A 14,148-nucleotide genomic window follows, 5' to 3' on the forward strand; every position below is an offset into this window, starting at 1 on the left:
GCGCCGTCTATAGCGACCGGTGCAACTCCGTGAGCGACAGCGTCGTCTCGAAGAGCCGCGTCAGACTACGGCTCGCATAGCGCGGCACCTCTTCGATCGACGCCCAGCGGTAGTCGTCCATTTCGGGGATCAGCATGCCGTCCGAGCGGCGCGGAAACAGCGACGTGCAGGTGCACGTGCTCAGATCGAGCTCGCCGGCACCCGCGCGCGCCGCGAACAGATGCAGGTCCTTGTCGCGCCGGTAGACGAACAGGCCGAGATCCTTCAGCCGATCGGCCTCGAGCGCGATGCCGGTTTCCTCGACCATCTCGCGCAGCGCCGTCACGTGCGGCGCCTCGCCGTCCTCGCCTTGCCCTTTCGGGATGTCCCAGTGCGTCGTTTCGGTGGCGTGCGCGAGCAGCACGCGTCCATCGGGATCGAGCAGCACGATCCCGCACGAGACGATTCGCGGGCTCATCGCGCAGCCTCACTGCATGCACCTCTCGCGCCGCGCTCACGCATGCTCAACGCTTCTGCAGCTGCCAGGCGCCACCTTCCTTGCAGAAGTTCGGACGCAGGTTCATCGATTGCCCTTTCGCATTGAGTACGACCCCGAGGGAGCGGCAGGTGCGTCCGCCTTCGGTCGAGGTGTTGTCCATCGAGATGGTCGCGTCGATCTTCACGCTATTGCCGGTGCCGTCGTTGACCCACGTGAAGCTCTCGCCGTCCTTCCTGTCATTGAGCGCGCTCATGACCGCATGCTTGATCGAGGCGTTGTCACGCTGTCTCATATAGGTGATCGGCGTGTCGCTCAGAAAGCCGAGGTTCGCCGCTTGCGCGCCGATCGCCGCACCGAGCAGGAGGCTCGCGGCACTGAGGTGGAACAGCACACGGGTTCGCGTCGACATGTAGGACTCTCCTCGAAGTGTGCACGGCGCGCACGGGCGCACGGCGGCTTTTGATCCTGACCTCAAAAGCATAGCATGCACACTTCGGCAGGCAGCGCGCCATCGACGCGGCCATCAACGCGCGGCGGCCGTCCCCTGCAGGCGGAACGTGTTGACGACGTCGCGCAGCATCTGCGCCTGCTCCTGCATCGACTGCGCGGCGGCCGCCGCCTGTTCGACCATCGCCGCGTTCTGCTGCGTGGTCTCGTCCATCTGCGCAATCGCGAGATTGACCTGCTCGATGCCGCGGCTCTGCTCGTCGGACGCGGCGGAAATCTCGCTGATGATGTCGGTCACGCGCTTCACCGCATCGACGAGCGACTCCATCGTGCCGCCCGCCTTCTCGACGAGCGTCTTGCCGCTGCCGACGCGCGCGACCGAATCCTCGATCAACGTCTTGATCTCCTTGGCCGCGTCGGCGCTGCGGCGCGCGAGGTTGCGCACCTCGCCCGCGACGACCGCGAAGCCGCGGCCCTCCTCGCCGGCGCGCGCGGCTTCGACGGCCGCGTTCAGCGCGAGGATGTTGGTCTGAAACGCGATGCTTTCGATCACGCCGATGATATCGACCACCCGCGCCGAGCTCGCCGCGATGCTCTGCATGTTCGCGACGACGTGCTGCACGGCCTCGCCGCCCTCGCCCGCGAGCTGCGACGCCGAGCGCGCCATGCGATTGGCCTGCAGCGCGTTGTCGGCGTTCTGCTTGACGGTCGCCGTCAGCTGCTCCATGCTCGCGGCCGTTTCGCCGAGCGACGACGCCTGCTGTTCCGTTCGCGCCGACAGATCGAGATTGCCCGCGGCGATCTCTTCGGCCGCGACCGTGATCGTTTCGGTGCCGCCGCGAATGCGCCGGATCGCGTCGGCGAGGCGGCTTTGCATGCGCTGCATCGCGTACAGCATGCTTTCCTGATCGTCGCCGGCCAGTGTGACCGGGCACGACAGATCGCCGTCGGCGATCGTCTCCGCGACGCTCGCCGCATAGGCGGGCTCGCCGCCGAGACTGCGCTTCACGTTGCGGATGATCAGCACGAGCGCGACGGTGCTGAAGCTGCCGATCACGAGGATCGTCAGCAGATAGCGCAGCAGGTCGGCGCGGAACGCCGCGTCGATGTCGTTGACGTAGACACCCGAAATCAGATACCAGTCCCACGCGGCAAAGCGCTTGACGAAGCTGATCTTCGGCACGCGCTCGTTGTTGCCGGCGAGGCGGCCCATGTAATCGACGAAGCCCTGCCCGTGCGCCTGCGCGACCTTGACCATTTCGACGAACAGCAGCTTGCCGTCGCTGTCCGCGTAGTGCGACACGTCCTTGTTGCGCAGATCGGCGAGCACCGGATGCATGATCACGACCGGCGTGGCAGTCGACACGATCATGTAGCCGCTGCCGGGGTAGCGCATCGCGGAGAGCCGCGCCAGCGCCTGCTGCCGCGCCTGTTCGGGCGTCAGCTCGTGCTGGTCGGCGCGCTGCGCGTAGTCGGCGACGATGCCGTACGCGCTTTCCACGACGTTCTGCACCGCCGACTTGCGCTCGGCCAGCATCGTCGCGCGCGACTGCCATGCGGCCCAGCCGCCGAGGCCGAGCAGGCCGAGCCACGTAATCAGCAGCGCGAGCCAGAGTTTGGTGTTGAGGCTAAGTCGGTTCACGCTGATTCCTCCATCGCGGTGCGTCACACGGTTCTGTTGGATTAACGGCGCCGCGCGCGATTTCCTGAGTCGGGAAACACCCGAAGCGAGCCGTACGAACACGCGACAGCCTGACAGCCACCGGACCCGCAACACGGCACAAAAACAAAAAGGGTTACAGGCGCGAAACCTGTAACCCTTCGATGATTCTGGTACGGCAGGAGGGGCTCGAACCCCCGACCCTCGGCTTAGAAGGCCGATGCTCTATCCAGCTGAGCTACTGCCGTATGGATCGATATCTGCATGAAACCGGCACTCGCGGCGAGCCGCCCGATTTCCGACAAACTAAAATTCTAACTGACCTGCAGCCAAACGGGCCCGGATTATAACCGATCGCCCGGCGCGCTCAGACCGGCTGCGGATGCAGCATGAACCAGCCGAGGAACAGGATCCCCGCGATCGCGCAGTACGCGCCGAACGACGCGAGACGTCCGCGGCCTTCGAAATAGCGCATCAGGAAACGCACGCTCAGGTACGCTGCGATCGCGGTCAGCACGCCGCCGAGCACCGCGTCGGCAAGCTGGCTCGGCGCGTGAAGCAGCTTCGGCAGTTCGAGTACGCCAGCCGCGAAAATGATCGGCGTGCCGAGCAAGAACGAAAACTCGGCGGCTTTCTCGGTGGTGAGGCCGGCCGCATTGCCGGCGATCATCGTCAGGCCACTGCGCGAGAAGCCCGGAATCAGCGCGCCGATCTGCGCGAGGCCGACGAAGAACGCCTGGCGCAACGTCAGCTTTTCCGGCGGTTGATGCGCGCGCGCGCGTTGCAGACGATCGCCGAACCACAGCAGCACGCCATTCACGATCAACGCAATCGCGACGATCCGCAGATCATGAAAAAGCGCCTCGAGGCGCTTTTCCAGCACGAGACCGACGAGGCCCGCCGGAATCGTACCGATGATCAGCGCCCACATCATGTGACCGTCGTCGTTGCGGCGGCCGCCGAGCGACGCGAAGAAACCGCGCACCAGCGCGTACCAGCGCGCGCGGAAGTACCACAGCAGCGCGAACGCGGTGCCGAGATGCAGGGCGACGAGGAACGGCAGCAGTTGCGGCGCATGCTTGTCGATATGCATGTCGAACAGGGCTGGCACGAGCAGCGTGTGGCCAAGGCTGCTCACCGGAAACAGTTCGGTAACGCCTTGCAGCACGCTCAGAAAAATGAGAAACGACAGGTTCACGCGGCGGTCCTTGTAAGCAAAGTGTCGGGAACTGCGCGCCGCACAAAAGGGGGACCGGCGCGTCAAAGGCGCACCGATTATGCCTGGCTACACACCCAGCGCCAAGCGGTTAGGCCACATTCGGAGAGATATTGACGCGCCGCGTCACAACTCGACACCGTTGTTACGCGAGAGCAAGAAAGCGGGCGGCGGATTCGTCGCGCGCGTGCTGCGAAAGCAGGGAATGAAACCAGCGGATCAGCGTTTGAGAGAGTGGAAGAAGTAGTACGTGCTGGCGGTGAATATACCGAATAAGGCCACCGCCATTGCCGTTGCGAGATCCATGATGCCTCCTGAGCCGGTTCGCCCGGGAGTCGGATGGACCGGACGCTCCGACGGATTATCAATAGGATTCGCCCTTTTCCGACACCCGCAATTTCCCGGGAAGGGTTTCCCCGTAGCGCAAAGCAGCGCAAAATCGCGGTTTCGCCGCGCGAGACGCAGTCGCCGCGAATGGCGCAAAACGCCGCTTCCATGCAGATGCAACGGCCGACCCACGCGGCCGCTTTGCGCGACCCTCAACCTCTATCTGGCTAGCTATTGACCATGCCCCTCTCCCCGGAACAGGACATTCTCGAGATCGCCCAGGACGCCTCGGTGCTCCGTTTTTCGCCGCAAGCCGGCGGCCGTCTGCTGTCGTGGACGATCGACGGCGAAGAGGTGATTCACTGGCCCGAGCACGCTGACTGGAGCGTGCCCGCGCGGATTCGCGGCGGCAATCCGCTGCTGTTTCCATTTCTCGGCCGTCATCGCGTCGACGGCAAGATCGGCTATTGGCGTGACGCGCGGGGCACCGTGCGCGAGCTGCCGATGCACGGCTTCGCGCGCGACCTGCCGTTCGAGCCTCACGCCGACGTGCATGGCGCCGGCCTGCGGATGGTTCTGACCGACAGTGAAGCGACCCGCGGCTCCTATCCGTTCGGCTTCCGCTTCGAGGCCGCCTACGAGCTCATCGATCCGCACACGCTCGACGTGACGCTGACCACCACCAATACCGGCGACGCGCGCCTGCCCTACTACGCCGGCCATCACTTCTACTTCACGCTGCCGCACATGCAGCGCGCGCAAACGACGCTCGAACTGCCGCGCACCGAGCGGTGCCGTCAGCTCGAGGACGGCTCGATCAGCCCCGCCGAGCCGGGCGAAGCGAGCTACACGCTCGACGAAGACCGGATCTACGACCGCTTCCATTGCCTGACCGGCACGCCCGATCGACCGGTGAGGGTCGAGGCGCCGGGCATCGATCGCGTGATCACGATCGATCTGCAGCGGCCCGGCTCGGCGCCCTGGTACGCGGTGACGACGTGGACTGAAACGCCGCAGTCGGACTTTTACTGCGTGGAGCCGTGGCTCGGGTTGCCCGATGCGATCCACAACGGCCGAGGTTTGCGCTGGCTCGAGCCGGGACAAACCGAAACGGCGGCACTGCGCATTACCGTCGAGAAGACCAGCTGATACGCCGGCGCCGGCGGCGAGCCGCTCGAAGCGGCCGCCCGCCACTTCGCTCCCCTCGCCGGGGGGCGCAACACAAAACCGTTAGAATCGAACGCTTTGTCTGTCTGTGCCGCGTGATCGGGATCAGCGCGCGGCAGTGTTTTGCGAGGTCCAATGCTGGAAACGACAAGAATCAAACGACTCGGCTGCGCGGCATTGCTCGCGCTGCTCACCGCGTGCGGGTCGGCGCCGGTGGGGCCGGGCTACTACCGGGTCGAACGGGGCGACACGCTGTCGAAAATCGCGCGCGGCAACCGGCAATCGGTGCAGAACATCGCACGCTGGAACAACCTGACCAATCCCGACCGCATCGAGGTCGGCCAGGTGCTGCGCGTCGCGCCGCCAGGCGGCGCGGCGTCGACGAGCGGCGCGATCCGCAGCGGCGGTGGCGATAGCAGCAGTGGCAGCGCGAGCGCGGCGCCCGCGCCGCGTCCTGCGCCCGCGGACACTGCGCCGGCGACCGCGCCGATCTCGCTGGTATGGCCGGCCGACGGCACGGTGTTCCGCCGTTTCGACGGCGGCAACTCGAAGGGTATCGATATTGCCGCGGCGGCCGGCACGCCCATCGTCGCGGCGGCGCCTGGCACCGTCGTCTATGCGGGCAACGGTCTGCGCGGCTACGGCAATCTGCTGATCCTCAAGCACAACGCCGACTATCTGACCGCTTACGCGCATAACCGCGCGCTGTTGGTGAAGGAAGGCGAATCGGTCAAGCGCGGCCAGAAAATCGCCGAAATGGGCGACACCGATACCGATCGCGTGATGCTGCATTTCGAACTGCGCTACCAGGGCCGTTCGATCGATCCGTCGAAACAACTGCCACCGCGCTAGGCGGCGGGCGCGGGAACCCGCCGTGCTATAAACGCTCAATTCGAAGCGGCGTGGCTGCGCGCCACGCCCTTCCGTTATTTGCAAGGAATCTGAAATGAAAAGCCCATTGGCGCGCGTCGCGGCGGCTGCGACGATCAGTCTTGGCCTCCTGACGCTCGGCGGCCTCGGCGGCTGCTCGACCACGACCACGATGACCTATCTGCCGAGCGGCGACACCGGCTTCGCGATCAACTGCAGCGGCAGCGACGCCAGCACGAGCTGGGCCGAGTGCTACAAGCGCGCGGGCGAAACCTGCGGCAACTACGGGTACGACGTGGTTTCGAAAGACGTCGACAACGGCGCGACGTCGGGCGGCACGATCGGTGGGATTTTCGGCGCGAATGTGAAAAACCGTTCGATGGTCATCCGCTGCAAGCAGTAAAAGGCAGCGCGCCGTGGCGCACGCACGGCCGCCGAGCGTCACCGCTTAGCGGCGTCGCCAGCGCCCGGAGCGCGGATCGATGCGCGCGGCGAAGCGCACCAGCAACGCGAGCGCGATTAGCCACACGCCGACAAAAATGATCACCCCGGTCATGAGTCTCGCGCCGAAAAAATAATCCGCCATCATCGGCCGCACATGTGAATTCGCGGTGAAGATCGCTGCGGCAGGTTAAACATCCGCGTAAATCCATTAAAAAAAAGCCCGGCACGAGGCCGGGCTAACGGGGGTTCGGCGCATATCGGCAAAGGACCGGTTCACCATGCGCCAGAACGAAATCTAACAATCCGCATTTCCAAGCGCAATGGATTAATTTTGCAGCCAATGTTACACGGCGTACGGATTCCGCAATCCGTGAATCGGAAATGTCGGAATCAGACCGGCTTAATGCGCCGCAGCTGGGATACTCCACACGCCAAATCATTCAAACCAGGAATGTCGGAGTATCGCACCGGCTAATGCTCCCGGGCTATCGGCGGAAAGTCCCGCCAAACCAGCAGAGGAAAGACGTCTGGCCGAATAACACTAACTCATCCGGCAATAACGCCGCTTTGGCTTGCGAATATTAACTTGGTGCGCAAACGCACGTAACGCATCGATTAGTCGCGGCAACTCTTCCGAATAAGCGTCGATACTGCTTCGCAATAAATTCGCGAATAGTGAAATATTTAACATTGACAATTCCGCCGACAATATTGAAACCGCATTCAAACTCGTTTCAGTTTTGAATATTCGGACGATTAATAGCCGGTGCTGATGGGCGGCACGCCTCGTGTGCCGCCGTCGTTGAATCCGCCGGCATCCAGGTTCAGAATCCGATTCAGTCAGCGCTGCATAAAAAACCGCCCGGCGCGTTGCGCAAGGCCGCCACGCGGCCCGCCGGTCCTTGCCAATAGTTTATAGTGACGGCCCCGTCCGACCCTGTCCACGATGACTTCCAACGACGCCTCCCAAAGCCCCCTTTATGCGAAGCTGCTCGGCGAAACCGCCAAGATCGGCTGGAGCGAACTCGAACGTTTCTTTGCGCGCGGCATACTGCTGCACGTCGCGCGCGACCTCGATCTCGTGAGCGTCGCCGAGGCAATCGCCAACGACGACACCACTCGGGTCGCCCAATGGTTGTCCTCCGGCCTCGTCGTGCGCGTTCAGTCGGAGACGGCCGCCGATTTCGCCGCGCGCGACCCCGAGCTGTGGGCCGTCGTCGTCTCGCCTTGGGTGTGCGTGCAGGAGCGCTCTTGAACGACGCGAGTACGCCCGATGCCGGTATGCCCGATGCCGGTATGCCCCCCGCCGCGCGATCCGAAACCGCCGCACACCCAGCCAGCGCGCCGACGCTGCCGGTGCGCTGGCATCGCCGGGTGCTTGCGCTCGCGTTGCCGATCGTCCTCGCGAATCTGACGCAACCGATTCTCGGCGCGGTCGACACCGCCGTCGCTGGTCATCTGGACAGCGCCTCTTATCTCGGCGGCGTCGCGCTCGGCGGGCTCTTCTTCAACTTCGTGTTCTGGGGCTTCGGCTTCCTGCGCATGGGCACGACCGGCCTCGTCGCGCAGGCGCACGGCGCGGGCCGCAGCGACGAGTTGCGCAACACCGTCGTGCGCGCACTGCTGATGGCGGCCGCGATCGGCGCACTGGTGCTGCTCGTGCAGCAACCGCTGATCGACTATGCGCTGGGGGCGATCGGCGGCAGCGACGCCGTGCAGCGGCACGCGCAGGTTTATTGCCACGCGCGCATCTGGGCCGCGCCGCTCGCGCTCGGCAACTACGTGATACTCGGCTGGCTGCTCGGCACGCAGCAGGTGCGGCTCGCATTGCTGTCGCAGGTCTTCATCAACAGCGTGAACATCGCCGCGGTGCTGCTGTACGTGTACGCGTTTCATTGGGGTGTGGCCGGCATCGGCGCGGCTACCGCGACCGCCGACGCGCTCGGCTTCGTGCTCGGGCTCGCCCTGCTATGGCACGGCAGGCCGCGCGGCCTGCCCGCGCTGAATCGCGCCGCCTTGTTCGACGCCGCCGCGCTGAAGCGGCTCGTCGTGCTCAATCGCGACATCTTCGTGCGCACGCTGTGCCTGCTGTCGTCGTTCGGCTGGTTCGCGCATCTCGGCGCGCGGCAAGGCGACGCGACGCTCGCCGCGAACGCATTGCTACTCAATTTCCAGACCTTCATGGCGTACGGGCTCGACGGTTTCGCGCACGCGGCCGAGGCGCTGGTCGGCGCGGCGATCGGTGCGCGCGATCGTCACGCGTTCGCGCAGGCGGTCAAGGTCACCGCGCTGTGGTCGGCGCTCGGCGCGATCGGCTTCTCGTGCGTCTACTGGGGCGCGGGCGCGTGGATCATCGAGCGGCTGACCGATCAGGCCGCCGTGCGTGCCGCGGCCGAAACCTATCTGCCGTGGGCGGCGCTGTCGCCGGTCATTTCGGTGTGGGGCTTCCTGCTTGACGGCGTGTTCATCGGCGCGACGCGAACGCGCGAGCTGATGATGTCGATGGCGGTGTCGCTTGCGGTGTTCGTGGCGGCGTCGTCGGCATTGCTCGCGTGGCACGGCAATCACGGGCTGTGGATCGCGCTGCTGATCTTCATGGCCACGCGTGGCGCAACGCTCACGCGTTACCTGCCGGGCGTGTCGCGAGGGATGGCGGCTGCCTAGCGCGGTGCGCTGGGCACCGTTGGCTATTCGGCGGACGACAGACCGTTACGGCTTGAAACAAGCGCATACATATCGCATAACGAGCGCGTCCTGGAATGCTCTCAGCCCGTGCTCTCCGCGCGAACCGTCGGCACGGGTCAGAAGTGCCGGCGTGCTCGTGCCGGTGCTTCGCTTTCCCCGCCCTTTCCCGCTCGCTTTCACTTCAACGAGCGCTCACTGCGCGACGGGCGCGGGCACCATCGCGGGCGGCCGATCGTCGGTGGGCACGCCGTGGTAGTCGGCGGGATCATGTGGTGGGCTGCCGCGATGCGCGGACGGATTGTCCGCACAGCCGGCGACGCCGGCGCACAACAGCAAGGCAAGAGTCAGAACGCGGGTCATTTTCCAATCGTCTCCGGGACAAAGCGATGGCGGAGGTCCGCCATCGCGCCGAGAGTCTAACCGCAAAGCGCGTTCGGCGACGCCATCACACACCTCGTGCGTCGCCCGTTCCAGTTCGTGAGATTTCACCGGACCTGCGCTACTATGGGTTCATGGCTGAACCTACCGGGAGACTGCCATGGACGGTGAATCGATCGCGGGCCTGATCGGGCTCGCAATAGGCCTGATCGTGCTGGTGGCGTTGTCGATTTTCGAATCGCGGGCCTACCGGCGTGAACACGATGGCGAGGGCATGCTGCATCACTGGACGCATCAGCATCTACATATGCCGCATTGGAGGCGTCCAAGGCATTGATGCGGGTGATCTTCAACTCTGACCGAATGGCCTCTGGCCTCGGCACCGGCATGTCACGGTACCTCAGTCGCGCGTCCGCTCGATGACGCGTTGACCGGCGTTGCGGCGCCTGCGCGCATCGAGGTCCGCTGGACGTGCGCAACGCCTTTCCGGTTCTTTGGGCATACCTACATCGAACGACGACGCTTCCTGCGTCGCTCTCTCCTTCTGCGCTTTCGTCCAAGGCCTCACTGCATCGAGCTTAACGGGTGATGGGCACATGCCTTGCTGGTTCCGATCCAGCAACAGACGCGCGACACGCGCGTCTGTTGTCGCGGCGCGCGCGCCAAACCAGCGTGAAGATGCGGCCAGCGATTTCGCGGCCCCCTCAAAAAGGAGAACGCCATGACCGTCGGAACCATCCTGCTAATCGTGCTCATCCTGCTGCTGATCGGCGCGTTGCCAAGCTGGCCGTATAGCAGCGGCTGGGGCTATCGGCCGACTGGACTCGTCGGCGTCGTGCTGATCATCGTGATCGTTCTGCTGTTGATGGGGCGTATATAGCCCACCGCGAGGCCGGCGCGAGCCCGCTACGGTGAACGTCGTTGCCCATGCGGTTAGGGCCGCCAAGGGATTGACGCTCCTGCCCGCACCCCCTATACTCTCGGATTCGTCGGAGCGTAGCGCAGCCTGGTAGCGCATCTGATTTGGGATCAGAGGGTCGTAGGTTCGAATCCTATCGCTCCGACCACGAAAAGCAGCTCGAAACCCGCGAAGCCTCCGGCTTCGCGGGTTTTTGCTTTTTTGGCTCGCGTTCAGGTGGACGCCGACAGCCGACCCGTCAGGCACTCGCCTTGCAAATCATCACCTGCGCATGCGACAGTGCTTGAGGCAGGTACCTCGCTGCGAAGACGCGCAAGCCCGCCGCAACGCCATCCCAAGCCGCTCAAAAAGGAGACTCCCATGGACCTGATCCTCTGGCGTCACGCCGAAGCAGAAGATGTCGCCGCGAGCGATCTCTCCCGCGCGCTCACCACGCGCGGCCGCAAGCAGGCGCAGAACGCCGCGAAATGGCTGCGCGCCCGTTTGCCCAACGACGCGGTCATACTCGCGAGCCCCGCCGTGCGCACCATCCAGACCGCCGAGACGTTGAGCGACCAGTACCGCGTCGTGCGCGAACTCGCGCCGAACGCGAGCGCGAACGACGTCCTGGAAGCGGCCGGCTGGCCCGGCGGCATCGCGCAAACCGTCGTGATCGTCGGCCATCAACCGACGCTCGGCCACGTCGCCGCGCAACTGCTCGGCGACAGCCGCGCGAGCTGGCCACTGAAAAAAGCCGGCATCTGGTGGATCGAGAGCCGCGAGCGCAACGGCGAAGATGAGGCGGTGTTGCGCGCCGCCATCAGCCCCGATCTGATCTGAGCGCGCGTGTCGCGCGACACCTCCGACATTACAGGCACCCACGCGAGGGCTTACGGGCAGTCATCCAATCGTCACGGCTTTGCCATGCGAGCGTCACCGCGCGTTACTACATTGGCGAAAAAAGAAATCCTCACTCTTTTCGACCAGGACAGCCAATGCGAGAACTGCCGACGCCCACCCTGCCCTTCGCCTCGCTTTTCGAACCGCGCCGTCTGCCGCGCGCCGAGGAAACGGTCACCGCGCAGCATCGCCTGCAAGTGTCGTGGGCGCGTACCGACGAAGAGCTGCGTGAAGCGCAGCGTCTACGCTATCGCGTCTTCGCCGACGAAATGGGCGCACGCCTCAGCGGCCCCGCGGGCCTCGACGTCGATGCCTTCGATTCGTACTGCGACCATTTGCTGGTACGCGATCTCGACACGTTGAAAGTAGTCGGCACGTATCGCGCCCTGCCGCCGCATCAGGCCGCGCGCATCGGCCGTCTATATGCGGAAAGCGAGTTCGACGTGTCGCGTCTCACGCATCTGCGCGCGAAGATGGTCGAGGTCGGCCGCTCGTGCGTGCATCCGGACTATCGCAGCGGCTCGGTGATCATGTCGCTATGGGCTGGGCTCGCCGCGTACATGAAGCACAACGGCTACGAGACGATGCTCGGCTGCGCGAGCGTCGCGATGGCCGACGGCGGCCACTATGCGGCGAACCTGTATTGCTCGCTGCGCGACAACGCGCTGACCGCGCCCGAATATCGCGCGTTCCCGCATACGCCGCTGCCGGTCGACGAACTGCAGACGGGTGCCGCCGTCGCGCCGCCCCCGCTCGTGAAGGGCTACTTGCGTCTCGGCGCGAAGATTTGCGGCGCACCGGCGTGGGACCCCGACTTCAATACCGCGGATTTCCTGACGCTGTTCCGTCTGTCCGATATCAACGCGCGCTATGCGCGGCACTTCCTCGGCGATGCGTTGCCGCGATAAGCTGCGCCGAGATACGAAAAAGCCCTGCATTTGCAGGGCTTTTTTTGTTCGTGCACACGCCGCGAATCGACGCGTGCGTCGATCCGCATCGCGTCAATCGTCCGTATAAACGACACGGTACGGAATCCCGACTTTCTCCCACTCCGCCGCCTCCTGGATCAGGCTGTAATCCGTCAACGGATTGTTGGCGACCCACTCGTTCGGCAAACGCACCTCGTAACCGCCGTTCGCCTGAGCAACCGTGATGCCCGGCAGGCCGACGTCCGCGCGTCGACGGCACAGCAACGCCGCGAGCCGCAGACAGAACAGCAGCGGCCATTCGACGTCGCGCGTTTGCGACAGCTTGCCGAGCTTGCCCGCGTGGCCGAGCACGAGCGCGGCGAGGCGCGCCTGGTCGGTACGCGAAAAGCCCGGCATGTCGGCATTGCTCGCGATATAAGCCGAGTGTTTGTGATACGCGCTATGCGAGATCGACAGGCCGATTTCGTGTAGCGACGCCGCCCAGCCGATGAACATGCGGTTTTCCGCGCGGCGTTCCTCGTCCGGTTCGACGAACTGGTCGTAGAAGCTCGTCGACAGATCGCGGATGCGCCCCGCCTGCGGGCGATCGATGCCATAGCGGCGCATGAAGCCCTCGACCGTCACCGTACGCATGTCCTCGTGCTGCGAACGGCCGAGCAGGTCGTACATGACGCCGAGGCGCAGCGCGCCGTCGGTGGTGTCGACATAGTCGACGCCCAGTTCGTCGAACACCGCGATCATGATCGACAGCCCGCCCGCGAGCACCGGCACGCGGTCGCTCTTCAGCGCAATCAGTTTCAGCCGGTTGACGTTTTCGGCCTTGATCAGCGCGCGCTTGAGCCGCTCGAGGCCGCCGCGCGAAATGCCGTGGGTGACGCCCGCATCGTTGAAATTGTTCGCCTCGACCAGTTCGGCGAGCGCGCGCGCGGTGCCCGACGAGCCGATCGCCTGCTCCCAGCCGGTCTTCTTGTATTCGGCGGAAATGATCTGGATTTCGCGGCGCGCGGCGAGCTCGGCCTGGCGCATCGTGTACTCGTCGACGTTGCCGGCCGGGAAAAACGCGCGGCTATGGCTCACGCAGCCGATATACAAGCTCTCCATCATGATCGGCGTGTAGTGCGAGCCGATGATGAATTCCGTCGAGCCACCGCCGATATCGACGACGAGCCGCTTGCCCGCGCTCGCCGGCACCGAGTGCGCGGCGCCCGCATAAATCAGGCGTGCTTCCTCGCGCCCGGCGATCACTTCGATCGGAAAACCGAGCGCGGCCTCCGCCTCGCCGAGAAATTCGCCCGCATTCTTCGCGATGCGCAGCGTATTGGTCGCGACCGCGCGCACGTGGTCCGGATGAAAATCGCGTAACCGCTCGCCGAAGCGCTTCAGCGCATCCCAGCCACGCACCTGCGATGCGCGATCGAGCATCTTGTCGCTCGATAGTCCGGCCGCGAGCCGCACCGGCTCGCGCAAGGCGTCGACCTGATAGATCTGGCTGCCCGCGTCGGTTTCCTCGACCCGGCCCACGATGAGCCGGAAGCTGTTCGAACCGAGATCGACGGCGGCGAGGAGATGAGGAATATTGACCATCGGGTAAGCGTACTCCATGCGCGCGAGCGCCGCGGCTGCGGCCGAGGGCGTGGCGGCGGACTCCGGCAGCGCCACGCGCCGGCCCGGCGCCTTCGGCGCATGGTGCGCGTCGCGGCCAGCCGCACTGTTCAAAGACGCCATTCTAAGCGTAGCAGCCTTCACGGT

The 14,148-nt window shown here is 65.0% G+C and carries 15 protein-coding genes and 2 tRNA genes; 10 read left to right on the forward strand and 7 right to left on the reverse strand.

Annotated elements, in window-relative coordinates; translation table 11 throughout:
• Positions 1 to 7: 7 nt before the first annotated feature.
• The 5 genes from OKW37_RS17665 to OKW37_RS17685 all read right to left on the reverse strand — a co-directional run bounded on the left by OKW37_RS17665 (position 8) and on the right by OKW37_RS17685 (position 3,783).
• Complete coding sequence (locus OKW37_RS17665; RefSeq protein ID WP_429404975.1) at positions 8 to 457, reverse strand: NUDIX hydrolase; 450 nt, start codon at positions 455 to 457, stop codon at positions 8 to 10.
• 46 nt (positions 458 to 503) lie between these two features.
• Complete coding sequence (locus OKW37_RS17670) at positions 504 to 887, reverse strand: hypothetical protein (RefSeq protein WP_429404973.1); 384 nt, start codon at positions 885 to 887, stop codon at positions 504 to 506.
• A gap of 114 nt (positions 888 to 1,001) precedes the next feature.
• Positions 1,002 to 2,567, reverse strand: coding sequence for a methyl-accepting chemotaxis protein (locus OKW37_RS17675; protein WP_429404971.1), 1,566 nt, complete (start codon positions 2,565 to 2,567; stop codon positions 1,002 to 1,004).
• A 189-nt stretch (positions 2,568 to 2,756) separates the two neighbouring features.
• Positions 2,757 to 2,833 (reverse strand) — tRNA-Arg (locus OKW37_RS17680).
• Between the two features lie 119 nt (positions 2,834 to 2,952).
• The gene (locus OKW37_RS17685) at positions 2,953 to 3,783 is read right to left on the reverse strand and encodes an undecaprenyl-diphosphate phosphatase (protein ID WP_187610856.1); all 831 of its coding nucleotides are present in this window, start codon (positions 3,781 to 3,783) and stop codon (positions 2,953 to 2,955) included.
• A gap of 585 nt (positions 3,784 to 4,368) precedes the next feature.
• Here OKW37_RS17685 and OKW37_RS17690 point away from each other — a divergent pair.
• From OKW37_RS17690 to OKW37_RS17710, 5 genes are all read left to right on the forward strand, one after another.
• Positions 4,369 to 5,277, forward strand: a complete 909-nt coding sequence (locus OKW37_RS17690; RefSeq protein WP_429404969.1) for an aldose epimerase — start codon at positions 4,369 to 4,371, stop codon at positions 5,275 to 5,277.
• 153 nt (positions 5,278 to 5,430) lie between these two features.
• Complete coding sequence (locus OKW37_RS17695) at positions 5,431 to 6,147, forward strand: peptidoglycan DD-metalloendopeptidase family protein (protein ID WP_429404967.1); 717 nt, start codon at positions 5,431 to 5,433, stop codon at positions 6,145 to 6,147.
• Positions 6,148 to 6,241: 94 nt separating this feature from the next.
• Entirely contained in the window at positions 6,242 to 6,568 is a 327-nt protein-coding gene (locus OKW37_RS17700; RefSeq protein ID WP_090801089.1) for a hypothetical protein, read from the forward strand.
• Between the two features lie 987 nt (positions 6,569 to 7,555).
• The gene (locus OKW37_RS17705; RefSeq protein ID WP_090801091.1) at positions 7,556 to 7,864 is read left to right on the forward strand and encodes a DUF2288 domain-containing protein; all 309 of its coding nucleotides are present in this window, start codon (positions 7,556 to 7,558) and stop codon (positions 7,862 to 7,864) included.
• A gap of 26 nt (positions 7,865 to 7,890) precedes the next feature.
• Complete coding sequence (locus OKW37_RS17710; protein ID WP_429408373.1) at positions 7,891 to 9,273, forward strand: MATE family efflux transporter; 1,383 nt, start codon at positions 7,891 to 7,893, stop codon at positions 9,271 to 9,273.
• Between the two features lie 213 nt (positions 9,274 to 9,486).
• Here OKW37_RS17710 and OKW37_RS17715 read toward each other — a convergent pair whose 3' ends face one another.
• Complete coding sequence (locus OKW37_RS17715; protein WP_167368601.1) at positions 9,487 to 9,654, reverse strand: hypothetical protein; 168 nt, start codon at positions 9,652 to 9,654, stop codon at positions 9,487 to 9,489.
• A gap of 178 nt (positions 9,655 to 9,832) precedes the next feature.
• On the opposite strand from OKW37_RS17715, the gene OKW37_RS17720 reads away from it, so the two are divergent.
• From OKW37_RS17720 to OKW37_RS17740, 5 genes are all read left to right on the forward strand, one after another.
• Positions 9,833 to 10,009: a hypothetical protein gene (locus OKW37_RS17720; protein WP_018421224.1), complete on the forward strand. Its 177-nt coding sequence runs from the start codon at positions 9,833 to 9,835 to the stop codon at positions 10,007 to 10,009.
• A gap of 384 nt (positions 10,010 to 10,393) precedes the next feature.
• Positions 10,394 to 10,552, forward strand: a complete 159-nt coding sequence (locus tag OKW37_RS17725) for a DUF3309 family protein (RefSeq protein WP_090801093.1) — start codon at positions 10,394 to 10,396, stop codon at positions 10,550 to 10,552.
• A gap of 110 nt (positions 10,553 to 10,662) precedes the next feature.
• Positions 10,663 to 10,739: transfer RNA gene (locus tag OKW37_RS17730), tRNA-Pro, on the forward strand.
• Between the two features lie 212 nt (positions 10,740 to 10,951).
• Positions 10,952 to 11,410, forward strand: coding sequence for a SixA phosphatase family protein (locus OKW37_RS17735; protein ID WP_184061447.1), 459 nt, complete (start codon positions 10,952 to 10,954; stop codon positions 11,408 to 11,410).
• A gap of 155 nt (positions 11,411 to 11,565) precedes the next feature.
• Complete coding sequence (locus tag OKW37_RS17740) at positions 11,566 to 12,378, forward strand: GNAT family N-acetyltransferase (RefSeq protein WP_184028352.1); 813 nt, start codon at positions 11,566 to 11,568, stop codon at positions 12,376 to 12,378.
• Between the two features lie 93 nt (positions 12,379 to 12,471).
• Here OKW37_RS17740 and ppx read toward each other — a convergent pair whose 3' ends face one another.
• Positions 12,472 to 14,124: an exopolyphosphatase gene (gene ppx, locus OKW37_RS17745; protein ID WP_184061446.1), complete on the reverse strand. Its 1,653-nt coding sequence runs from the start codon at positions 14,122 to 14,124 to the stop codon at positions 12,472 to 12,474.
• Positions 14,125 to 14,148 lie beyond the last annotated feature (24 nt).

It is taken from the genome of Paraburkholderia sp. MM5482-R2 (assembly GCF_050436125.1).
Classification (GTDB): Bacteria; Pseudomonadota; Gammaproteobacteria; order Burkholderiales; family Burkholderiaceae; genus Paraburkholderia; species Paraburkholderia tuberum.

Coding starts and splice junctions, on each gene's coding strand:
- OKW37_RS17665 (WP_429404975.1), bottom strand. CDS start 457: ATGAGCCCGCGAATCGTCTCGTGCGGGATCGTGCTGCTCGATCCCGAT.
- OKW37_RS17670 (WP_429404973.1), bottom strand. CDS start 887: ATGTCGACGCGAACCCGTGTGCTGTTCCACCTCAGTGCCGCGAGCCTC.
- OKW37_RS17690 (WP_429404969.1), top strand. CDS start 4,369: ATGCCCCTCTCCCCGGAACAGGACATTCTCGAGATCGCCCAGGACGCC.
- OKW37_RS17695 (WP_429404967.1), top strand. CDS start 5,431: ATGCTGGAAACGACAAGAATCAAACGACTCGGCTGCGCGGCATTGCTC.
- OKW37_RS17700 (WP_090801089.1), top strand. CDS start 6,242: ATGAAAAGCCCATTGGCGCGCGTCGCGGCGGCTGCGACGATCAGTCTT.
- OKW37_RS17705 (WP_090801091.1), top strand. CDS start 7,556: ATGACTTCCAACGACGCCTCCCAAAGCCCCCTTTATGCGAAGCTGCTC.
- OKW37_RS17710 (WP_429408373.1), top strand. CDS start 7,891: ATGCCCGATGCCGGTATGCCCCCCGCCGCGCGATCCGAAACCGCCGCA.
- OKW37_RS17715 (WP_167368601.1), bottom strand. CDS start 9,654: ATGACCCGCGTTCTGACTCTTGCCTTGCTGTTGTGCGCCGGCGTCGCC.
- OKW37_RS17720 (WP_018421224.1), top strand. CDS start 9,833: ATGGACGGTGAATCGATCGCGGGCCTGATCGGGCTCGCAATAGGCCTG.
- OKW37_RS17725 (WP_090801093.1), top strand. CDS start 10,394: ATGACCGTCGGAACCATCCTGCTAATCGTGCTCATCCTGCTGCTGATC.
- OKW37_RS17735 (WP_184061447.1), top strand. CDS start 10,952: ATGGACCTGATCCTCTGGCGTCACGCCGAAGCAGAAGATGTCGCCGCG.
- OKW37_RS17740 (WP_184028352.1), top strand. CDS start 11,566: ATGCGAGAACTGCCGACGCCCACCCTGCCCTTCGCCTCGCTTTTCGAA.
- ppx (WP_184061446.1), bottom strand. CDS start 14,124: ATGGCGTCTTTGAACAGTGCGGCTGGCCGCGACGCGCACCATGCGCCG.